We start from the raw sequence: 19435 nt of genomic DNA, 5'->3' as shown, positions 1-19435 counted from the left end.
CCAGCGGCCCTGGACACAGAGATCAGCAGGAACGGCTGTTGTAGGTGGCCCAGTAGGGGCCGCCGCCCTGCGGTGGGTAGAACCTGAAGTTCCCGTCGGGCGACCGCTGGAGGACGAACTGGTGCGCGCTGTACGGGCTCCGGGATCCCCTCGCCCCGTGGTATACCACGTAGCGCCACCCGTTCTGGTCGTCGTCCTGCACGAGCTTGTCTCCGGCCTTCGTCCAGCTGTTGCGGCCAGCTGAGCCGTCCGCGCCGAGGCTCTTGTCGCGCTGGAAGTTCCTCGTCGCGGCATCGGTCTGGTCGCCGAAGACGCCATCGATCCCGGACGAGGGCAGGTAGCCATTTGCCCAGAGGATGGTCTGCCACAGGCAGGTGACGTTCGAGCTGCGGTGCGTGCTGACGTTGACGACGCCCTCGTCATCGAAGTCGTCGGATACCCCGCCGGTGCCGTGGACGTAAGCCCGGCCGGTGTAGGAGCCGCTGGCCGCGGCCGGCGTGACGACTGCGACGTTGATGCCGATGGCCAGTGCCGCGCCGACTGCGGGCACCGCAGCCTTACGGAGTACGCGGCGAACGGAGTGGAACGAAGACATGCATCTCCTTGCCTGGGTGGTGTCTACTTCGGATGGGCGATAGGACGGTTGAAAGGTAAAGTGGGGCCGGCACATTCGCCGCACAACTGGCGTACAGGTCACCCGCCCGCCCCGTCATCCCGGGTGCGGCGCGCCTCCGGATTGCAACGTCCACCTGTGAGGTGCCTGGTTGCGTTTCGACATCCTTGGTCCGTTCCGGGTGTACCGCGATGGCCGGCCGGTTCCGCTGGGCTCGGTGAAACAGCGTCTCCTGTTGGCCACGCTGTTGCTGCGCCCGAACGAGGTCGTCGGTGTCAACGAGTTGACCTCGATGCTGTGGGGCGACGACGAGCCGGCGTCGGCCGCTTCGAACCTGCGCACCTACGTGCGCGGGCTGCGGCAGTCGCTGGGCGACGGGGCGTCCTGGGACGGGATAACCGCTGTGGCGGGCGGATACGTGCTCCGGGTTGGCCCCGACGAACGGGACCTGGACCTCTTCGACGCCGCGGCCGCTCGGGGGCGCGACGCTCTCGTCACCTCCGCTGCGGAGCGGGCCGAGGCCGAACTCTCCGCCGCGCTGGGTCTGTGGCGCGGGGCACCGCTGTCGGACCTGCCCCTGCCTTCGATGTTCGCCCGGCGGGTGGCGCAGTTCGAGGAGCGTCGGCTGCTCGTCGAGGAGGACTACGCCGACGCCCTGCTGGCGCTCGATGCACCGGCCGACGTGGTGCGCCGACTGCGGGCCCTGCTCGACCTGCACCCGCTGCGGCAGCGGGCCTGGGGCCAGCTGATGGTGGGCCTGTACCGCATCGGAGACGTGGCCGGCGCCCTGGACGCCTTCCGGCAGGCTCGGCAGGCGCTGGCGGAGGAGACCGGCCTCGATCCCGCACCGGAACTCGTCAAGGTGTACGACGACATCCTGCATCACCGACCGGAACTGGCAGCGCAACCGCCATCGGGATCGAACGGGCCGGCGCCGGTGCCGCACATCCTGCGCCCCGAGCAGTTGCCGCGAGCGGTACCGGAGTTCGTCGGTCGCAGCGCCGAGCTGGCCGACCTCGACGCGCTACTGGACGGCGGTGCACAGGGGTCGAGCGCCGTGGTCATCTCCGCGGTGTCTGGCATGGCCGGCGTTGGCAAGACCGCCCTGGCGCTGCACTGGGCGCACCGGGTCGCCGACCGCTTCCCCGACGGCCAGCTCTACGTCAACCTCCGGGGTTACGACGAGGCCGGGGTGGTGTCCCCGCTCGACGCCCTGTCCGAGTTCCTCGAAGCGCTCGGCGTGCCCCACGCCCGGATACCCGCCGGCATGGAGGCCCGGACTGGCCTCTACCGCAGCCTGCTGGCCTCCCGCCGGATGCTCGTGGTGCTCGACAACGCCCGCGACTCCGCCCAGGTTCGCGCCCTGTTGCCCGGTTCCGGCGGCTGCATGGTCGTGGTCACCAGCCGTGACCGGCTCGGTGGTCTGATCGCCGCCGAGTGCGCGGTGCCGTTGACACTGGGCGTGCTCACGGCGGAGGAGTCGACGAGTTTGCTCGCCGGCCGGCTCGGGGCCGGCCGCCTTTCCTCCGAGCCGGCCGCGGTCGCCGACATCGTCGAGGCCGCCGGCCGGCTTCCGCTGGCGCTGGCGATAGTGGCGGCACGCGTCGCCACCCATCCCACGTTCCCACTCGGCGCCATCGCCGCCGAGTTGCACTCCACCGAGGCACGGCTCGACGTGTTGGCCGACGGCGACGTGCGGCGCGTCTTCTCCTGGTCGTACCTGGCCCTGGGGCAGGAAGCGGCCCGATTGTTCACTCTGCTGGGGCTGCATCCGGGTCCGGACCTGACCGCCGCCGCAGCCGCGGCACTCGCGGGCATGCCCACCGCAGCCGTCACGCCGCGACTGCGGGAGTTGACCCGGCTCAATCTGCTGGCCGAGCACACGCCTGGCCGCTACGCCTTCCACGATCTTCTCCGCGCCTACGCGGCCGAGCTCGCCGAGTCGTCGGAGCGCGCCGACGAACGGGCCGCCGCCCGCCAGCGCCTGTACGACCACTACCTGCACTCCGCCTATCCGGCCGCGCTACTGCTCCAGCCGCAGTGGCCGCCGATCGAGCCGGTGCCGCCGCTGCCCGTACCCGCCAGGCAGTCGGTGACCGATCACGGCGGCGCGCTCGCCTGGTTCACGGCGGAGCACCGGGTGCTGATTCGGGTGGTTCGGCAGGCCGCCGAGAACGGATTCGAAGCGTACGCCTGGCAGGTCGCCTGGGCATTGAACACCTTCGTTGCACCGCGTGGCCTGTGGCAGGACCAGCTCGACATCCAACGGGTCGCGCTGGCCGCCGCGGAGAAGATCGACGACCTCGCCGGTCAGGCTGCCGCCAACCGGCTGCTCTCCCGTGCACTGACCCGACTCGGCGACCGCGACGCCGCCGAGCACCGGCTGAAGCGCGCGCTCGAGCTGCACGAACGCCTCGGCGATCCGACTGGTCAGGCGCAGACGCTGCACAATTACTGTGAACTCTGCTATCTGGACGGCCGTTTCGACGAGGCCCTCGCACACGGTCGCGAGGCGCTACGGCTCTACCGGCTGGCCGGCAACCGCTCGGGTGAAGCTCGGACACTCAACGCGATCGGTTGGCTGCTGGCCACCACCGGCGACTACGCCCAGGCCATCGAGAGCTGCACCGAAGCACTCCACCAGCAACGACAGAGCGACGACCGCAACGGCCAGGCCGCGACGCTCGACAGCCTTGGCTTCGCCTACGACCATCTCGGCGAACGCGACCGCGCGGCCGACTGCTACGAGCAGGCGATCCAACTTTTTCGCGACTCCGCCGACCGCTACCACGAGGCAGAGACCCTCATCCGACTCGGGGACACCAGGGAAGGGATGGGCGACCTGACCGCTGCCGCCTTCGCCTGGCGTCAGGCCGTGCGGATCTACGAGGACGTGGGCGACCCCGCCGCCGCGCAGGCCCGCCGCCGCCTCGAACGCCTGGTTCCGTCCTAGTCGGTGTCAGAGCCTGAGTCGCCCGGCGGCGGGAATCAGCCGACGTCCCAGACCGGTTCCGGAGTCTCCACCACCTCGTTGTCGCCCCGGAACAGCACGAACCGGTCGAAGGAGCGGGTGAACCAGCGGTCGTGGGTCACCGCGATCACCGTCCCCTCGAAGGCGTTCAGGCCCGCTTCGAGGGCTTCCGCACTGGCCAGGTCGAGGTTGTCGGTGGGTTCGTCGAGCAGCAGCAGGGTCGCCCCGGACAGCTCCAGCAGCAGCACCAGGAAACGGGCCTGCTGCCCGCCGGAGAGCGTCCCGAAGCGCTGGTCGCCCTGCGCGGCCAACTCGTACCGACTCAGCACCCCCATCGCGGCGTGCCGGTCCATCCCGGTGCGATGCTCGTCTCCCCGCCAGAGGATCTCGACAAGGGTCTTCGACATCAGCTCCGGGCGGTCGTGGGTCTGCGAGAAGTGCCCGGGTCGGACCCGGGCACCGAGCCGGGCCACACCGTCGTGCGCCACCGGGGCCAGCGCTCCCGCGCCGTCGACCGGCCCGTTCGCCGGGTCGGGGTCGGTGCCACCCCGGGCCAGCAACCGCAGGAAGTGCGACTTGCCGCTGCCGTTGGCACCGAGCACGGCCACCCGGTCGCCGTACCAGATCTCCAGGTCGAAGGGGAACGTCAGGCCGTCGAGCTCGAGCTGCTCGCAGACGACAGCACGTTTGCCGGTCCGCCCACCGGACAGCCGCATCCGGATGTCCTGGTCCTTCGGGGGTACGGGCGGCGGCCCGGCCTCCTCGAACTTGCGCAACCGGGTCTGCGCGGCCTGGTAGCGCGAGGCCAACCCGTCGTTGTACGCGGCCTTCTGCTTGTACATCAGCATCAGCTCGCGCAGCTTCTGGTGCTCCTCGTCCCAGCGCCGCCGCAGCTCGTCGAGGCGGGCGTGCCGGGCGACGCGGGCGTCGTGCCAGCTGGCGAAGCCGCCCGGGTGCACCCATGCGCTGCCACCCTCGACGGCGACCACCCGGTCGGCGCTCTGGGCCAGCAGCTCACGGTCGTGCGAGACGTAGAGCACCGACTTTGTCGACTCGCGCAGTCGTGCCTCCAGCCAACGCTTGCCGGGCACGTCGAGGAAGTTGTCCGGCTCGTCGAGGAGCAGCACCTCGTCCGGGCCGCGCAGCAGCAATTCCAGGGCGAAGCGCTTCTGCTGACCACCGGACAGGGTGCGCACCGGCCGGTCCCGGACCGCGTCCCACTGTTGGCCCAGCACGATTGTCGCGACGGTGTCGAAGAGCACCTCGGCGTCGTACCCGCCGGCCTCACCCCAGGCGCCGAGCGCGTCCGCGTACGCCAACTGGGCCTTGCTCGCGGCGTTGCTGAACTTGCCGCGGGCCTCGGCGGCCCGCATGGCGGTCTCGGTCTCGCCCAGCCGGCGGCCGGCGTCGCGCAGTGCGGGCGGGGCCAGTGACAACGCCAGGTCGGCGAGCGTCGACTCGTCGCCGATCATGCCGATGAACTGACGCATCACGCCCAGCCCACCGGCGCGTGCGACGACGCCGGTACGCACCGGCAGGTCACCGGCGACCATCCTCAGCAGCGTCGTCTTCCCCGCGCCGTTCGGCCCGACGAGGGCGATCTTGGTGCCCTCCCCGACCCGGAACGACACGTCGGCGAAGAGTTCCCGACCGTCCGGCAGAATGTGCCCGACTCCTGCCACGTCCACGTATCCCACGCGGGGATCCTGCCCCAGTGAGGGCCGGAGGGGACATCCAATTACCGGGTGACTCGTAGCACCCGGAAGCCTTTCTGGCTGGCGTGCCGCTCCACCTGCCAGTTCTGCTCGGTGAGCCAGCGTTGCAACGAGTCACCGCCGAGGTGCCGGGCGACGACCAGCCAGCCGACGCCGTCCGGTGCGAGCCGCGGCAGCCACCGCAGCAGCAGCTCGTGCAGCCCGTCCTTTCCGATGCGGATGGGAGGGTTGGACCAGATCGCGGCGAACTGGATGTCCGCCGGCACGTCGTCCGGCGCGCTGACCCGGACCCGGTCACCGGCGCCGATGCGGACGGCGTTGGCGGCGGTGAGTTCGCGGGCGCGGGCGTTGACGTCGACCGCCCAGACGGTGCTGGTCGGCGCGAAGTCGGCCAGCACACAGCTGATCGGTCCGAATCCGCAACCCAGGTCGAGCAGGTCACCGCTGGTGTCGGCGGCGGGCAGCTCGGCCTTGCGCAGGAGCACCGCGGTGCCCGGGTCGAGCCGGGTGGCGGAGAAGACCCCCCCGGCGGAGACGAGCCGGTAGTCGCGGTCGGCGACGGAGAACTCGACCTCGCGCGCCGGGGCGTCGCTGGCGGGCTGAGCAGTGAAGTAGTGGTCGCCGGTCACGCCGGCAATTCTCGCACCGGCCCGGGCGGGCCATGAGGCGGCCTGCGCGCACATTTCTCTAAAATTATCCCCAAAAGGGACAATCACTCTTACTCTGGGCCACATGGTGTATCGGTACGAGTCCGATGAGGACGCATTCGAGGAGTACCCGGAGCCCGGGTCCGATCTGTCGGTGCTCGGCGCCGGTCCGCCCCCACCGGCCGGGCCCTCTCCGTCACGCTTCCCCACGCCGTCGCTGCCTCGGCCGAACCAGCTCTCGCTGCCGTCGTCCCCGCAGCGGTCGACCTCACTGCCGTCGTCCTCGCTGCCGGCATCCCCGCAGCTGCCGTCCTCACTGCCGTCGTCGCCACCGCCGCCGGCTCGTGCCGAGATCCCGCCCGCCGAGCCCCGGGGCCAGGTCTACACCTCGGCGACACCGATGGCGCCCCAGGCCCGCCGCGGCGGCGGTCGACTGTGGCAGGTCCTGATCGGCGGGGCAGCCGTCCTCGTACTCCTCGCCCTCTGCGGCCTGGGTGCCGCCGCGCTGCTCAGCGAACGCGAACCGCAACCGCAGTCCACCCCGACGCTCCAACCGAACGCCGCACCGCCGTCCGCTCCGGCGGAGCGGCTGACCCTGGACTCCCGGGACACCGACCAGGCCCCGCTCACCGCCAAGGAACTCTTCCCCGGCAAGGAGTTGAAGCTCGGCGACGGCCAGTCGAACTACCAGGTCGTCAAGACCCAGTCCAGTGGCAGTTGCGCCGTCGCCGCCACCGGTGAGGTCGCCGACCTGCTGGTCCGACTCGGCTGCAACCAGGTCGTCCGGGCGACCCTGCGCACTCCCGACGGCAACCACATCGTCACCGCCGGCCTGTTCAACCTCACCGACAAGGTCAGCGCCGAACGAGCCCGGGACCGAGTTCGACAGCTGCTCGACGAGCGGCAGGGACGGTTCCGCGGCCTCACCGGCACCGAAAGCGACGGCACCGGCGTGCTAACCAGCGCCCCGGCACGGGTCGGCTGGCAGGTACGCGGGCACTACCTGGCGTACGCCCTGGTGGTCCGCGAGGACGGTACGGCGATCAAGGCGGGTGACGCCAAGGTCGGCGAGATCCTGTTCGACATGATCGAGCTGCACCTCAGCCGTGGCGTGCTGCAACAACGCGCCGACGGTGGCAGCGCCGCACAGCCGACGGCAGCGCCGACCGAGAACGGCGGCACCCAGGGCGGCAGCGGGGACGACGACCTGCCAGGCGACTGACCCGTGGGTCAGCCCTCGACGGGGACCCGCAGCCGGCGGGTGAGGTCGGCGCGGCGGGCGTAGTCCGCCGGATCGGCCGGGTAGCCGACCGCGACCAGCGTCAACCCGCGCGCCGGTGCCACTGTCACCTCACTGGAGCGAGCCTGCTGGGTGAGGAGGCTGCCCGGCCACTCGACCGGGCGACGGCCGTCGCCCGCCACCAGCATCGCCCCCACGAGGCTGCGCACCATCGCCTGGCAGAACGCGTCGGCCTGCACGGTGGCGACCAGGATGCCGTCCGGGTCACGCCGCCAGTCCAGCCGGGTGACCTCGCGCAGTGTGGTCGCGTTCTCCTTGCGCCGGCAGTATGCGGCGAAGTCGTGCTCCCCGACCAGGCCGCCGGCAGCAGCGTTCAGCGCGGCCAGGTCCAGCGGCTTCGGCCAGGCCAACACCTCGTGCCGGCGCAGCGGCTCCGCGCCGAAGGGCGCGTCGGTGACCCGGTACTCGTAGCGCCGGAAGGTCGCCGAGAACCGGGCGTCGAAGTCGGCCGGCACCTCGGTCATCGCGCGTACCCGCACGTCGGTGGGGAGCAGCCGGGCCAGGCGTCGCAGCAGCCGCCCCTCGTGCTCCCGCCACACGTCCGCGGGTAGGTCCAGGTGACACACCTGCCCGGTGGCGTGCACCCCGGCGTCGGTCCGCCCGGCCACCGTCAGGCCGGTGGCAGTGCCGGCGCCGAGGACCAGGTCCAGGGTCTCGACAAGCACGCCCGCGACGGTGCGCCGGGTCGGCTGGGCCGCCCACCCGGAGAAGTCAGTGCCGTCGTACGAGACGTCCAGCCGCAACCGGATCAGCTCGTCCACCTCGTACCTCCTGTAACGGATCGGGCCCGACACCCCGATGGGGTGCCGGGCCCGACAATGCCCTTGATCAGGCCTTGTTCTCGGTGGCCTCGTCGCTGTCCTCGCGGGCGGCGTCGGTGTCACCGGACGCCGACACCGGCGCCTCGGAGTCCTGGTCGGTCTCGGCCGACTTCGGGGCCTCCTCGGCCGGGGCGAGCGCCTCGACCTTGTCCTGCTGCGCGGCCTTGCGGGCGGCGGTCTTCTTGTTCGCCTTCGGCTCGGCGACCTGAAGCTCCTCCACCAGCTCGATGATCGCCATCGGAGCGGCGTCGCCCTTGCGCGGACCGGTCTTCACGATCCGGGTGTAACCGCCGGGGCGGTTGGCGTACCGGGGCGCGATCTGGTCGAACAGGGCGTAGACCACGTCCTTGTCCTTGACGACACCCAGCACCCGCCGACGCGAGGCGAGGTCACCGCGCTTGGCCTTGGTGATGAGCTGCTCGGCCAGCGGACGCAGCCGCCGAGCCTTCGTCTCGGTGGTCTGGATCTTGCCGTGCTGGAACAGCGCAGTGGCCAGGTTGGCCAGCATCAGCCGCTCGTGCGAGGGGCTGCCGCCGAGGCGGGGGCCCTTGGTGGGCGTGGGCATTTTTGGTGCTCCTCAGTTGTGGCGGCAGCGCGGACTAGAGCTGCTCGGTCTCGCGGTAGTCGTCGGTGTCGTAGTCGGCCTCGCCGAAGGTGTCCACGACGTGCGCCGGGTCGAAGTTCGGAGCCGAATCCTTCAGCCCGAGACCCATCCCGGCGAGCTTCATCTTGACCTCGTCGATCGACTTCTGACCGAAGTTGCGAATGTCGAGGAGGTCGGCCTCGGTACGCCCGATGAGCTCACCAACGGAGTTGATGCCCTCGCGCTTGAGGCAGTTGTAGGAGCGGACGGTGAGGTCCAGCTCCTCGATCGGCAGAGCGAGGTCCGCCGCCAGCTGGGCGTCCTGCGGGGACGGCCCGATGTCGATGCCCTCGGCGGTCTCGTCCAGCTCCCGGGCCAGCCCGAAGAGCTCCACCAGCGTCGAACCGGCGGAGGCCAGCGCGGTACGCGGGCCCATCGACGGCTTGGTCTCGACGTCGATGATCAGCCGGTCGAAGTCGGTGCGCTGCTCCACACGGGTCGCCTCGACGCGGTAGGTCACCTTCAGCACCGGCGAGTAGATCGAGTCGACCGGGATCCGGCCGATCTCCGCACCGGACTGCTTGTTCTGCGCGGCCGTCACGTAACCCCGGCCCCGCTCGACGGTCAGCTCCATGTCGAGCCGGCCCTTGCCGTTGAGGGTGGCGAGCTTGAGATCCGGGTTGTGCACCGAGACGCCGGCCGGGGGCTGGATGTCGCCCGCCGTCACGTCGCCCGGGCCCTGCTTGCGCAGGTACATGCTGACCGGCTCGTCGTGCTCGGAGCTGACGCACAGCTCCTTGATGTTCATGACGAGCTCGACCACGTCCTCCTTGACACCGGGGATCGTGGTGAACTCGTGCAGCACGCCGTCGATCTTGATCGAGGTGACGGCCGCGCCCGGGATCGACGACAGCAACGTACGCCGCAGCGAGTTACCCAGGGTGTAGCCGAAGCCCGGCTCCAGCGGCTCGATGGCGAACCGCGACCGCGTCTCGTTGATCGACTCCTCGGACAGGGAGGGTCGCTGGCTGATGAGCATCTTTTCTCTTCTCTTCCGGGACGCCCGCTATTTGACGTCCACGACACAAACTGTTCCGGTGGCCCGCCCAAGCGGGCGGGCCACCGCAACGAGCCCGACTACTTGGAGTAGAGCTCGACGATCAACTGCTCCTGGACCTGCGTGTCGATGACCTGCCGGGCCGGGAGGGAGTGCACGAGCACCTTCATCTGGCTCGGGATGGCCTCAAGCCACGCCGGGACCGTCTTCGAGCCGGCCTGGGCCTGCGCGACGACGAACGGAGTGAGCTCCTTGCTCTTGCCCCGAACCTCGATGATGTCGTGCTCCTTGACGCGGTACGACGGGATGTCGACCTTCTTGCCGTTCACCGTGAAGTGACCGTGCTTGACCAGCTGGCGGGCCATGTCCCGCGAGTGGGCGTAGCCGGCCCGGTAAACGACGTTGTCCAGCCGCGACTCGAGGATCTGCAGGAGGACCTCACCGGTCTTCGCCTGCTTGCCGACGGCTTCCTCGTAGTAACCACGGAACTGCTTCTCCAGCACGCCGTAGACGCGGCGGGCCTTCTGCTTCTCGCGGAGCTGGAGCAGGTACTCCGTCTCCTTGGTGCGGCCGCGGCCGTGCTGCCCGGGCGGGAACGGCCGGGACTCGAACGGGCACTTCGGGCCATCGCACTTGCTGCCCTTGAGGAACAGCTTCATCTTCTCCCGCCGGCAACGGCGGCAGTCAGCACCGGTGTAACGAGCCATCTCTCTCTACCTCTCAGACCCGGCGACGCTTCGGCGGACGGCATCCGTTGTGCGGCTGCGGGGTGACGTCGGAGATCTGCCCGACCTCGAGGCCCACGGCCTGCAGCGAACGGATGGCGGTCTCCCGGCCGGAGCCGGGGCCCTTGACGAACACGTCGACCTTGCGCATGCCGTGCTCCATGGCGCGACGCGCGGCAGCCTCGGCGGCAAGCTGCGCGGCGAACGGAGTCGACTTGCGGGAGCCCTTGAAGCCGACCTGGCCGGCGGAGGCCCAGGAGATGACCGCACCGGTCGGGTCCGTGATGGACACGATGGTGTTGTTGAACGTGCTCTTGATGTGCGCCTGCCCGTGGGCGACGTTCTTGCGTTCCTTGCGCCGGACCTTCTTGACAGCGGCTCCGGCACGAGCCTTCGGTGGCATAAGTCTTCTGCGCTCCTAGTTGACTTCCGATACAGGTTGCGGCCTGGCCGTGCTCGGCGGACCTAGACCCGTATTCCGGTCTACGTCTTACTTCTTGCCGGGCTTCTTCTTGCCGGCCACGGTCCGCTTCGGGCCCTTGCGGGTCCGGGCGTTGGTCTTGGTCCGCTGGCCACGCACGGGCAAGCCCCGGCGGTGCCGGATGCCGGCGTAGCAGCCGATCTCAACCTTGCGGCGGATGTCAGCGGCGACCTCGCGGCGCAGGTCGCCTTCAACCTTGTAGTTGCCCTCGATGTGGTCGCGGAGCTGCACGAGCTCCTCGTCCGTGAGGTCCCGAGCGCGCTTGTCCGGCGAGATACCGGTGGCAGCGAGCGTCTCCAGGGCGCGGGTGCGACCGACCCCGAAGATGTAGGTGAGCGCGATCTCCAACCGCTTTTCGCGGGGGAGATCCACGCCGACTAGACGTGCCATGTGCGGGCGTACTCCTCGTTATGTGTGGCGGAGGTGTGGACCCGTCCCACCCCGCTACCGGCCGTCCCGTCTTTCCGACGCCATAAGCGCCGGCGACCGGGATCGGTCGCTGCCCAAGCGGGCCCCGGCCTCCGACCGGGGGTCAGCCACCAAGGAGTACGACTCGCGTACCGCTCGCGGCTGGGACGAGCATGTGTGATGTGTGGGCTTACTCAGCCCTGGCGCTGCTTGTGGCGCGGGTCACTGCAGATGACCATGACCCGGCCGTGCCGGCGGATAACCCGGCACTTCTGGCAGATCCTCTTGACGCTCGGCTTGACCTTCACGGTTGCCTTACTTCCCATCTGGCCCGGGGACGCGCGATGCGCGACGCCGGACGTCGAAGACGGACACGGGACTTCCCGGCCGTCGTCAGGACTACTTGTAGCGGTAGACGATGCGCCCGCGGGTCAGGTCGTACGGCGAGAGTTCGACGACGACCCGGTCTTCCGGAAGGATGCGGATGTAGTGCTGCCGCATCTTCCCGCTGATGTGAGCCAACACCTTGTGGCCGTTCGCGAGCTCCACCCGGAACATGGCGTTCGGCAGGGGCTCGATGACCCGACCCTCGATCTCAATGGCTCCGTCTTTTTTCGGCATGTCCTCCGCTGTCCTGACGTCGATTGCTCCGGGCGGCCCACAACGCCTTACACGGAAATCTGATCTTGACCAGAAGACCGCGCCAGCCGCGGCTCCAGCTCCCACCGAAGCGCAGGGTGGGCATGCCGGAGTGGACGCTGTGCGCCGATCTGAAAGTGTACGCCCGCCTGCAGTCGCCCGCCAAACCGGCCACCCATCGCGCCGCGCCGCCTCCAGTCGATCATGACCTCACCGACCAGCGCGTCGTGAACGACACCACTGACGGGCCCGAGGCGCGGGGCGTGAGGCCGGGGCCGGCCCGTTGATCGACTCGCGTTCACGGAGCCCGCGGTGACGAACCGCCGTCGACGGCCCGATTTCCCGGAACCCGAGTTGATCAAGGAATCCACCACCGCCCGCCGACGGTGCAGTGACGTCGAAGTGGCGTCGCGGTCAGGCCCGTGCGGTGGGATCGTCCGGCTCGTCCGACTCGGCGGCGCGCAGTTCGCGCCGCCGCTCCCGCTTGTCCCGTTTACGCTGCCGACGGCGTTCCCGCTCGACGGCCTGGCGCTGAGGCTCTCCCCCGGTCAGCCCGGTGACCGTGCGGACCAGCAGCACCGCACCCCACGGCCCGGCCACCCACACCGGCCAGAAATAGAGCAGGTCCCGGCTGAGTAGCGAGGTCACCGCCCAGATCGTCACCACGATGGCGATCACGTTCAGGTACGGCATCCACACCTCGGCCAGCCAGCGGGCGTTCACACCGCGGGTCACGACTGGGCCGGGCCCGCCATCCGGCGCACCGACCGCCGGAGCGGCGTCCACTGCCGGTGCCAGGCCGGACCGCTGCGCGGGCGTCACCGGCGGCAGATCGGTGAGCAGCATCTCAAGATCAGCGTATGTGCGCGCCGCGTACGCCCGCTGCAACCGCTCGTCGTACTCGTGCAGGTCCAACCGGCCCTCGTTGAGGGCGACCCGCAACCGTTCGGCCACTGCTTCCCGGTCCGCGTCCGCCGCTCGCATCCCGTCGCGCCCGTCCATGCCGGCAAGCATGCCACCGCCCCGCCAGTCCGGCCCGCCCACGTTCCGGCCCGCCCACGTCCCGGCCCGCCCACGTCCCGGCCCGCCCACGTCCCGGCCCGCCCACGTTCCGGCCCGCCCACGTTCCGGCCCGCCCACGTCGCGGACCCGTCCCCGCCCCGCGCGCCCATGATCCACTCCAGATCGCCGACCTGGGGGTGTCCCACCGACCTGATACCGCCACCTCGGCGATACGGAGTCGATCATCAGGGTGCGGCGGCGTCGGGGGTGGGCTGGCCGGTCACAACACGGTCCGGGCGGCCGATTGGTGACGTGGCCCACCGGTCACGTGACCCACCGGTCAGGCGGGGACTGACCGGCCAGGGGCGCCCTACCGGGGTCTACCGGTCAGGAGGTCGTGGAGGCGGCGGGCTGGCGGGCGGTGACCAGGTCACCCAGTCGTGCCCGGCCCCCGTCGAACGCGGTCAGCACCCACACCCCGTCCGGCAGCAGAGCCATCGAGTGCTCGACGTGCGCCGCGACCGAGCCGTCCCGGGTGACCACCGTCCACCCGTCGGACAACTCGACGGTACGCGGGGACGCCATCGTGATCATCGGCTCGATCGCCAACGCCATGCCGGCGACCAGGCGTGGACCCTTGCCCGGGCGGCCGTGGTTGAGCACGTGCGGATCCTGATGCATCTCCGTACCGATGCCGTGCCCGCCGTAGCCGTCGACGATGCCGTACCGGCCGCCCTTGCGGACGGCGGTCTCCACCGCGTGCGAGATGTCCGTGAGCCGGCCCCTGCCGCTCGCCGCGCCACGGGCCGCGGCGGCGATACCGGCCCACATGGCGTCCTCGGCGACCTCGGCCATCTTCAACAGCGCGGGGTCGACGTCGCCGACCCCGACGGTGATGGCGGAGTCGCCGTGCCACCCGTCCAGCACCGCGCCGCAGTCGATGGAGATGAGGTCTCCCTCGGAGAGCACCTGCTTCGGCGAGGGGATGGCGTGCACGATCTGCTCGTTGACGGAGGAGCAGATCGACGCCGGGAAGCCGTGGTAGCCCTTGAACGACGGAACGCCACCCGCCTCGCGGATGGTCGACTCGGCGATGGCGTCCAGATCGGCGGTGCTCACGCCGGGGGCGACAGCCTCCCGCATCCGGCGAAGCGCCTCGGCCACCACCAACCCGGCGGCCCGCATCTTCTCGATCTGGTCAGGGGTCTTCAGCTGGATGTCCAGCTGGGGACGACGCATGGAGCGATTACCTTTCGTTGCCGAACAGCGGGGCACGTCTCGCGTACCCCGCTGTTCGCACTCTATCCGCCGTGAGCCGGCCGGACCTCAGCCGCCGTAGGACCGCAGGGCGTCGATGGCCCGGGTGGTGACGTCCTCCACCGGGCCGGTGGCGTCGATCCCGACCAGCTTGCCCTGGGCGCCGTAGTAGTCGACCAGGGGCGCGGTCTTCTCGCTGTATTCCCGGAGCCGGGTCGCGATCGTCTCCGGCTTGTCGTCGTCGCGCTGGAACAGCTCGGCGCCGCACCGGTCACAGATGCCCGGCCGGGTGGTGGCGTCGAACTCGACGTGCCAGATCTTGCCGCAGCCCCGGCAGGTACGCCGGCCGGACAGCCGCCGGATCACCTCGTCGTCGTCGACCACCAACTCCAGGACCAGATCGAGCGCCGTTCCCAGGTCGGCGAGGAGCTTGTCCAGAGCGGCAGCCTGCGGAGTGGTCCGCGGGAAACCGTCGAGCAGGAACCCCTCGCTGGCGTCGGGCTCGGCCAGCCGGTCCCGGACCATGTTGATGGTGACCTCGTCCGGAACCAGCTCGCCCGCGTCCATGTACCGCTTCGCCTCGACACCGAGCGGAGTGCCCTGGGTGACGTTCGACCGGAAGATGTCCCCGGTCGAGATCTTCGGCACCGAGAGGTGTGCGGCGATGAACTCGGCCTGAGTGCCCTTGCCCGCCCCAGGCGGGCCAACCAGAACGAGTCTCATCTACCGCAGGAACCCTTCGTAGTTCCGCTGCATGAGTTGGCTCTCGATCTGCTTCACGGTCTCCAGACCGACGCCGACCATGATGAGCACAGCGGTGCCGCCGAACGGGAAGTTCTGGTACTGCTGGTTGTCCAGCCAGATGAAGAAGAAGTTCGGCAGGATCGAGATGACGCCCAGGTAGAGCGCGCCCGGCAGGGTGATCCGGCTGAGGATGAAGTCCAGGTAGTCGGCCGTCGGCTTGCCCGGGCGGATACCCGGCACGAACCCGCCGTACTTCTTCATGTTGTCAGCGACCTCGGTCGGGTTGAACGTGATCGAGACGTAGAAGTACGTGAAGAAGATGATCAGCAGGAAGTAGACCGCGATGTAGATCGGGCTGCTCGGGTTGACCAGGTTGTTCTGGATCCACGCCTGGGTCTTGCCCGGGTCGTTCTGGTCGAAGAACTGTAGGGCCAGCTGCGGCAGGTAGAGCAGCGACGAGCCGAAGATGACCGGGATGACACCCGCCTGGTTGACCTTCAGCGGGATGTAGGTCGAGGTGCCGCCGTACATCCGCCGGCCGATCATCCGCTTGGCGTACTGCACCGGGATCCGGCGCTGCGCCTGCTCGATGAAGGTGACCGCGGTGATGACCACCAGGACCAGCGCGATGACCAGGGCGAACATGTCCCAGCCCTTGCTGGTCTTGATCTGCCAGCCCTCGCTGGGCAGCCGGGCCGCGATCGAGGTGAAGATCAGGACGGACATGCCGTTGCCGACGCCGCGGTCGGTGATCAGCTCACCGAGCCACATGACCATGCCCGTACCGGCGGTCATCGTCATCACCAGGATGGCCAGGGTCAGCCAGTCCGGGATGCCGGTGCCGGTGGGGATGATCGGGAACTGGTCGCAGCGGTTCTGGAACAGCTGGCCCGAGCGGGCCAGGGCCACGAACGCCGAGGCCTGCAGCACACCGAGACCGAGGGTCAGGTAGCGGGTGTACTGGGTGATCTTCGCCTGGCCGGCCTGGCCCTCCTTGCGGAGCTGCTCCAGCCGCGGGATCACGACGGTCAGCAGCTGCAGGATGATCGACGCGGTGATGTAGGGCATGATGCCCAGCGCGAAGACCGAGAGCTGCAGCAGCGCTCCGCCGGAGAAGAGGTTGAGAAGGTTCACCACCCCGGTGGTGTCACCCTGGATGGTGTCGAGGCACTTCTGCACGTTGCCGTACGAGACGCCTGGGCTGGGGAGCGTCGCACCCAGCCGGTAGACCGCGATGATGCCTACTGTGAACAGCAGCTTCTTGCGCAGGTCAGGCGTACGGAACGCACTGAGAAAGGCGGACAGCAACTTCTTCCTCCTGCGCGAGGCGGGCCGCCGGTGATCCCTGGCGGGTCGGGGTGGATCACGGGCGAGTGCCCGCAATCCATGACTGGGATGGGACTCTAACAGCCCTATCCCGCTACGGGCAGATGCGCCCGACTACATAAATCGATTCCGATGTTACCGGGTGCTAGGACCCCAGGCAGACCCATGGCGCCCGCCAGTTGCTCACACAACCGGACGGACGCCATGGGTCTTACGCCTTACAGCTCGGTGACGGAGCCACCGGCGGCAGCGATCTTCTCCTTGGCCGACGCACTGAACGCGTGCGCGGACACCTGGAGCGCCACACCGCCGAGGTCCCCGGTGCCGAGGACCTTGACCGGGTGACCCTTGCGGACCGCGCCGGCCTCGACCAGCTCCAGCGGACCGACCTGGCCACCGTTCGGGAACAGCTCAGCGAGTCGGTCCAGGTTGACCACCTGGAAGACCACCTTGAACTTGTTCTTGAAGCCCTTCATCTTCGGCAGACGCATGTGGATGGGCATCTGCCCACCCTCGAACGCCGCCGAGATGTTCTTGCGGGCCTTGGAACCCTTGGTACCGCGACCGGCGGTCTTGCCCTTGGAACCCTCACCGCGACCCACACGGGTCTTCGCGGTCTTGGAACCGGGCGCCGGACGCAGGTGATGCACCTTGATCGTCATTACTCGACCTCCTCGACCTTCACGAGGTGGTTGACCGTGAAGATCATGCCGCGGATCTCGGGCCGGTCCTCCTTGACCACCACGTCGTTGATCCGCTTGAGACCGAGCGAACGCAGCGAGTCACGCTGGTTCTGCTTGGTCCCGATACCGGACCGGAGCTGGGTGACCTTCAGGCGTGCCATCAGGACGCCACCCCCGCCCGCGACGCCAGCATGGCGGCCGGCGCGACGTCCTCCACCGGCAGACCACGACGCGCCGCGACCTGCTCGGGGGACTCAAGCCCCTTCAGGGCCGCCACGGTGGCGTGCACGATGTTGATCGGGTTCGACGAGCCGAGGCTCTTGGAGAGCACGTCGTGGATACCGGCGCACTCCAGCACGGCACGCACCGGACCGCCGGCGATGACACCCGTACCGGCCGAGGCCGGCTTGAGCAGCACCACACCAGCGGCGTCCTCACCCGTCACCGGGTGCGGGATCGACTGGCCGATACGCGGAACCTTGAAGAAGTGCTTCTTGGCCTCCTCGACGCCCTTGGCGATGGCCGCGGGCACCTCCTTGGCCTTTCCGTAGCCCACGCCGACCGTGCCGTCGCCGTCGCCCACGATCACCAGGGCGGTGAAGCTGAAGCGACGACCACCCTTCACGACCTTGGCGACGCGGTTGATCGCGACGACCCGCTCAAGGTGCGGGGTCTTCTCGACGGGCGCGTTTCCGCGGCCGCCCTCACGGCGGTTGTCGCGGCGACCACCCTCGTTGCCACCGGACCCGCCGCCACGGCGCTGTTGACCTGGCATCAGCAGCCTTCCTTATCTCTCGTGACGGGGTTGTTAGAACTCGAGCCCGGCTTCGCGGGCAGCGTCGGCAAGCGCGGCGACACGCCCCGCGTACCGGTTGCCACCGCGGTCGAAGACGACCTTGGAGACGCCAGCGGCCTTGGCCCGCTCGGCGAGCAGAGCGCCCACCTTGCCGGCGAGGGCGCTCTTGTCGCCCTCCGCACCGCGCAGCGAGGCGTCCAGGGTCGACGCCGACGCCAGGGTGTGACCCTTGGAGTCGTCGACGACCTGGGCGACCATGTGCCGCAGCGAACGGGTGACGACCAGGCGGGGACGCTCGGCCGTACCGGTGACGTTCTTGCGGACGCGGAAGTGTCGACGCGCACGCCCGACGGCGCGCTTGGCGGCGACACCGCGGCGGCGCTTGAGCAGCGTGGCGCTCACTTCTTACCTGCCTTTCCGGCCTTGCGGCGGATGACCTCGCCCTGGTACTTCACGCCCTTGCCCTTGTAGGGCTCCGGCGGGCGGATCTTCCGGATGTTGGCGGCGACCTCACCGACCTGCTGCTTGTCGATGCCAGCAACGTGGAACAGGGTCGGCCGCTCCACCGTGAAGGTGATGCCCGCCGGGGCGGCGACGACCACCGGGTGCGAGAACCCGAGCGCGAACTCGAGGTCCGAACCCTTGGCGGTGACCCGGTAACCGGTGCCGGCGATCTCCAGGCTCTTGCGGTAGCCCTCGGTGACCCCGACGATCATGTTGGCAACCAGCGTACGGCTCAGGCCGTGGAGTTCCTTGGCCTTGCGCTCGTCGTTCGGCCGGTTGACGCTCAGCTGCCCATCCTCGGCCCGCTCGATCGTGATCGGCTCGGCGAGGGTGTGCTCAAGCTGGCCCTTGGGCCCCTTGACCTTGACGGTCTGCCCGTCGATCGTGATGTCGACGCCGGTCGGTACCGGGATCGACTTACGTCCAATTCGCGACATTTCTACCTGTCTCCCGTTACCAGACGAAGGCGAGGACTTCCCCGCCAACACTCCGCTTGCGGGCCTGCCGGTCGGTCAGCAGCCCCTGGGACGTCGAAATGATCGCCACGCCCAGCCCACCGAGCACCCGCGGGAGCCCGTCCGACTTGGCGTACACCCGGAGACCGGGCTTGGACACGCGCTTGATGCCGGCCAGGCTCCGCTCGCGGTTCTGGCCGTACTTCAGCTCGACGACCAGTCGCTTGCCGACGGCGCCCTCCTCGGGCTCCTCGACCGACCAGGTGGCGATGTAACCCTCGGCCTTCAGGACCTCGGCGATGTTCGCCTTGATCTTGGAGTAGGGCATCTTCACCTGATCGTGGTACGCCTGGTTGGCGTTACGCAGACGCGTGAGCATGTCTGCGATCGGGTCGGTCATCGTCATGGATTTCGTCAGCCTTTCTCGCCGGGGTTCCCGGGGCATCAGCCCCGGGCCTACGGCGAAGAGCAATACCTAATCGGTGCAGGAGTTCCCGACCGACGGCCGGGACGCGGTCGCCCTTACCAGGAAGCCTTGGACACGCCCGGCAGCTCACCGCGGTGAGCCATCTCCCGGATGCAGACCCGGCAGAGCCCGAACTTGCGGTAGACCGCCTTCGGACGCCCGCACCGCTGGCAGCGGGTGTACGCGCGAACCGAGAACTTCGGCTTCGCGGCCGCCTTGATGATCAGCGCCTTCTTGGCCAT

24 protein-coding genes are annotated in these 19435 nt (G+C 69.3%); 2 read left to right on the top strand and 22 right to left on the bottom strand.

The features are described 5' to 3' along the window. Nucleotides 1-22: 22 nt before the first annotated feature. Nucleotides 23-595, bottom strand: coding sequence for a peptidoglycan-binding domain-containing protein (locus O3438_RS26075; RefSeq protein ID WP_269682311.1), 573 nt, complete (start codon nt 593-595; stop codon nt 23-25). A 235-nt stretch (nt 596-830) separates the two neighbouring features. Here O3438_RS26075 and O3438_RS26070 point away from each other — a divergent pair, with 235 nt between their 5' ends. After that, nucleotides 831-3566, top strand: a complete 2736-nt coding sequence (locus O3438_RS26070) for an AfsR/SARP family transcriptional regulator (protein WP_269682310.1) — start codon at nt 831-833, stop codon at nt 3564-3566. Between the two features lie 35 nt (nt 3567-3601). Here O3438_RS26070 and O3438_RS26065 read toward each other — a convergent pair whose 3' ends face one another. Continuing rightward, nucleotides 3602-5281 (bottom strand): ABC-F family ATP-binding cassette domain-containing protein, encoded by a 1680-nt coding sequence (locus O3438_RS26065; protein ID WP_269682309.1) that lies wholly within the window; start codon nt 5279-5281, stop codon nt 3602-3604. Between the two features lie 41 nt (nt 5282-5322). Then, complete coding sequence (locus tag O3438_RS26060; protein ID WP_269682308.1) at nt 5323-5928, bottom strand: class I SAM-dependent methyltransferase; 606 nt, start codon at nt 5926-5928, stop codon at nt 5323-5325. 103 nt (nt 5929-6031) lie between these two features. Between O3438_RS26060 and O3438_RS26055 the strand changes: the two genes are divergently transcribed. Continuing rightward, nucleotides 6032-7168 carry a hypothetical protein gene (locus O3438_RS26055; protein ID WP_269682307.1) on the top strand — a complete coding sequence of 379 codons (1137 nt, stop codon included), beginning with the start codon at nt 6032-6034 and terminating at the stop codon, nt 7166-7168. A gap of 8 nt (nt 7169-7176) precedes the next feature. Here the strand turns inward: O3438_RS26055 and truA are convergent, their stop codons facing one another. From truA to O3438_RS25960, 19 genes are all read right to left on the bottom strand, one after another. Further along, complete coding sequence (truA, locus tag O3438_RS26050; protein WP_269682306.1) at nt 7177-8007, bottom strand: tRNA pseudouridine(38-40) synthase TruA; 831 nt, start codon at nt 8005-8007, stop codon at nt 7177-7179. 67 nt (nt 8008-8074) lie between these two features. Then, nucleotides 8075-8632 carry a 50S ribosomal protein L17 gene (gene rplQ, locus O3438_RS26045; protein ID WP_088987590.1) on the bottom strand — a complete coding sequence of 186 codons (558 nt, stop codon included), beginning with the start codon at nt 8630-8632 and terminating at the stop codon, nt 8075-8077. A gap of 34 nt (nt 8633-8666) precedes the next feature. Then, complete coding sequence (locus tag O3438_RS26040) at nt 8667-9689, bottom strand: DNA-directed RNA polymerase subunit alpha (protein ID WP_007465227.1); 1023 nt, start codon at nt 9687-9689, stop codon at nt 8667-8669. Nucleotides 9690-9787: 98 nt separating this feature from the next. Further along, the gene (gene rpsD, locus O3438_RS26035) at nt 9788-10414 is read right to left on the bottom strand and encodes a 30S ribosomal protein S4 (RefSeq protein ID WP_007465229.1); all 627 of its coding nucleotides are present in this window, start codon (nt 10412-10414) and stop codon (nt 9788-9790) included. A 13-nt stretch (nt 10415-10427) separates the two neighbouring features. Then, on the bottom strand, nt 10428-10835 hold the full coding sequence (gene rpsK / locus O3438_RS26030) for a 30S ribosomal protein S11 (RefSeq protein ID WP_007073011.1): 408 nt from the start codon (nt 10833-10835) through the stop codon (nt 10428-10430). 87 nt (nt 10836-10922) lie between these two features. After that, complete coding sequence (gene rpsM / locus O3438_RS26025) at nt 10923-11303, bottom strand: 30S ribosomal protein S13 (RefSeq protein WP_030329917.1); 381 nt, start codon at nt 11301-11303, stop codon at nt 10923-10925. Nucleotides 11304-11515: 212 nt separating this feature from the next. Further along, nucleotides 11516-11629 (bottom strand): 50S ribosomal protein L36, encoded by a 114-nt coding sequence (rpmJ, locus tag O3438_RS26020; RefSeq protein ID WP_088952025.1) that lies wholly within the window; start codon nt 11627-11629, stop codon nt 11516-11518. A gap of 91 nt (nt 11630-11720) precedes the next feature. Next, complete coding sequence (gene infA, locus O3438_RS26015; RefSeq protein WP_007073013.1) at nt 11721-11942, bottom strand: translation initiation factor IF-1; 222 nt, start codon at nt 11940-11942, stop codon at nt 11721-11723. A 432-nt stretch (nt 11943-12374) separates the two neighbouring features. Further along, the gene (locus tag O3438_RS26010) at nt 12375-12962 is read right to left on the bottom strand and encodes a DUF1707 SHOCT-like domain-containing protein (protein ID WP_269682305.1); all 588 of its coding nucleotides are present in this window, start codon (nt 12960-12962) and stop codon (nt 12375-12377) included. 387 nt (nt 12963-13349) lie between these two features. Next, on the bottom strand, nt 13350-14201 hold the full coding sequence (gene map / locus O3438_RS26005; RefSeq protein WP_269682304.1) for a type I methionyl aminopeptidase: 852 nt from the start codon (nt 14199-14201) through the stop codon (nt 13350-13352). 87 nt (nt 14202-14288) lie between these two features. Further along, nucleotides 14289-14942 (bottom strand): adenylate kinase, encoded by a 654-nt coding sequence (locus O3438_RS26000; protein ID WP_088950228.1) that lies wholly within the window; start codon nt 14940-14942, stop codon nt 14289-14291. Beyond that, entirely contained in the window at nt 14943-16271 is a 1329-nt protein-coding gene (secY, locus tag O3438_RS25995) for a preprotein translocase subunit SecY (RefSeq protein WP_269682303.1), read from the bottom strand. It lies immediately after the preceding gene. Nucleotides 16272-16507: 236 nt separating this feature from the next. Then, complete coding sequence (rplO, locus tag O3438_RS25990; protein WP_088987584.1) at nt 16508-16951, bottom strand: 50S ribosomal protein L15; 444 nt, start codon at nt 16949-16951, stop codon at nt 16508-16510. Then, the gene (gene rpmD, locus O3438_RS25985) at nt 16951-17133 is read right to left on the bottom strand and encodes a 50S ribosomal protein L30 (RefSeq protein ID WP_030329904.1); all 183 of its coding nucleotides are present in this window, start codon (nt 17131-17133) and stop codon (nt 16951-16953) included. Before rpmD ends, rplO begins: the two co-directional genes overlap by 1 nt. Then, the gene (gene rpsE / locus O3438_RS25980; protein WP_013288621.1) at nt 17133-17747 is read right to left on the bottom strand and encodes a 30S ribosomal protein S5; all 615 of its coding nucleotides are present in this window, start codon (nt 17745-17747) and stop codon (nt 17133-17135) included. Before rpsE ends, rpmD begins: the two co-directional genes overlap by 1 nt. A gap of 33 nt (nt 17748-17780) precedes the next feature. After that, nucleotides 17781-18170: a 50S ribosomal protein L18 gene (gene rplR, locus O3438_RS25975; protein WP_145778900.1), complete on the bottom strand. Its 390-nt coding sequence runs from the start codon at nt 18168-18170 to the stop codon at nt 17781-17783. Next, nucleotides 18167-18709, bottom strand: coding sequence for a 50S ribosomal protein L6 (gene rplF, locus O3438_RS25970; RefSeq protein ID WP_145778899.1), 543 nt, complete (start codon nt 18707-18709; stop codon nt 18167-18169). Before rplF ends, rplR begins: the two co-directional genes overlap by 4 nt. A 16-nt stretch (nt 18710-18725) precedes the next feature. Next, complete coding sequence (gene rpsH / locus O3438_RS25965) at nt 18726-19133, bottom strand: 30S ribosomal protein S8 (protein WP_007465270.1); 408 nt, start codon at nt 19131-19133, stop codon at nt 18726-18728. Between the two features lie 116 nt (nt 19134-19249). Beyond that, nucleotides 19250-19435: a type Z 30S ribosomal protein S14 gene (locus tag O3438_RS25960; protein WP_007465272.1), complete on the bottom strand. Its 186-nt coding sequence runs from the start codon at nt 19433-19435 to the stop codon at nt 19250-19252.

This window comes from Micromonospora sp. WMMC250, from assembly GCF_027460215.1.
GTDB lineage: Bacteria > Actinomycetota > Actinomycetes > Mycobacteriales > Micromonosporaceae > Micromonospora > Micromonospora taraxaci.
The sequence above is the reverse complement of the archived record's forward strand: the minus strand, read 5'-3'. Positions and strand labels throughout refer to the sequence as shown.

Excerpts from the sequence above, each read along its gene's own strand:
- O3438_RS26075 (WP_269682311.1), bottom strand. The coding sequence starts at position 595 with ATGTCTTCGTTCCACTCCGTTCGCCGCGTACTCCGTAAGGCTGCGGTG.
- O3438_RS26055 (WP_269682307.1), top strand. The coding sequence starts at position 6,032 with ATGGTGTATCGGTACGAGTCCGATGAGGACGCATTCGAGGAGTACCCG.
- rplQ (WP_088987590.1), bottom strand. The coding sequence starts at position 8,632 with ATGCCCACGCCCACCAAGGGCCCCCGCCTCGGCGGCAGCCCCTCGCAC.
- O3438_RS26040 (WP_007465227.1), bottom strand. The coding sequence starts at position 9,689 with ATGCTCATCAGCCAGCGACCCTCCCTGTCCGAGGAGTCGATCAACGAG.
- rpsD (WP_007465229.1), bottom strand. The coding sequence starts at position 10,414 with ATGGCTCGTTACACCGGTGCTGACTGCCGCCGTTGCCGGCGGGAGAAG.
- rpsK (WP_007073011.1), bottom strand. The coding sequence starts at position 10,835 with ATGCCACCGAAGGCTCGTGCCGGAGCCGCTGTCAAGAAGGTCCGGCGC.
- rpsM (WP_030329917.1), bottom strand. The coding sequence starts at position 11,303 with ATGGCACGTCTAGTCGGCGTGGATCTCCCCCGCGAAAAGCGGTTGGAG.
- infA (WP_007073013.1), bottom strand. The coding sequence starts at position 11,942 with ATGCCGAAAAAAGACGGAGCCATTGAGATCGAGGGTCGGGTCATCGAG.
- O3438_RS26010 (WP_269682305.1), bottom strand. The coding sequence starts at position 12,962 with ATGGACGGGCGCGACGGGATGCGAGCGGCGGACGCGGACCGGGAAGCA.
- map (WP_269682304.1), bottom strand. The coding sequence starts at position 14,201 with ATGCGTCGTCCCCAGCTGGACATCCAGCTGAAGACCCCTGACCAGATC.
- O3438_RS26000 (WP_088950228.1), bottom strand. The coding sequence starts at position 14,942 with ATGAGACTCGTTCTGGTTGGCCCGCCTGGGGCGGGCAAGGGCACTCAG.
- rplO (WP_088987584.1), bottom strand. The coding sequence starts at position 16,951 with ATGACGATCAAGGTGCATCACCTGCGTCCGGCGCCCGGTTCCAAGACC.
- rpmD (WP_030329904.1), bottom strand. The coding sequence starts at position 17,133 with ATGGCACGCCTGAAGGTCACCCAGCTCCGGTCCGGTATCGGGACCAAG.
- rpsE (WP_013288621.1), bottom strand. The coding sequence starts at position 17,747 with ATGCCAGGTCAACAGCGCCGTGGCGGCGGGTCCGGTGGCAACGAGGGT.
- rplF (WP_145778899.1), bottom strand. The coding sequence starts at position 18,709 with ATGTCGCGAATTGGACGTAAGTCGATCCCGGTACCGACCGGCGTCGAC.
- rpsH (WP_007465270.1), bottom strand. The coding sequence starts at position 19,133 with ATGACGATGACCGACCCGATCGCAGACATGCTCACGCGTCTGCGTAAC.
- O3438_RS25960 (WP_007465272.1), bottom strand. The coding sequence starts at position 19,435 with ATGGCCAAGAAGGCGCTGATCATCAAGGCGGCCGCGAAGCCGAAGTTC.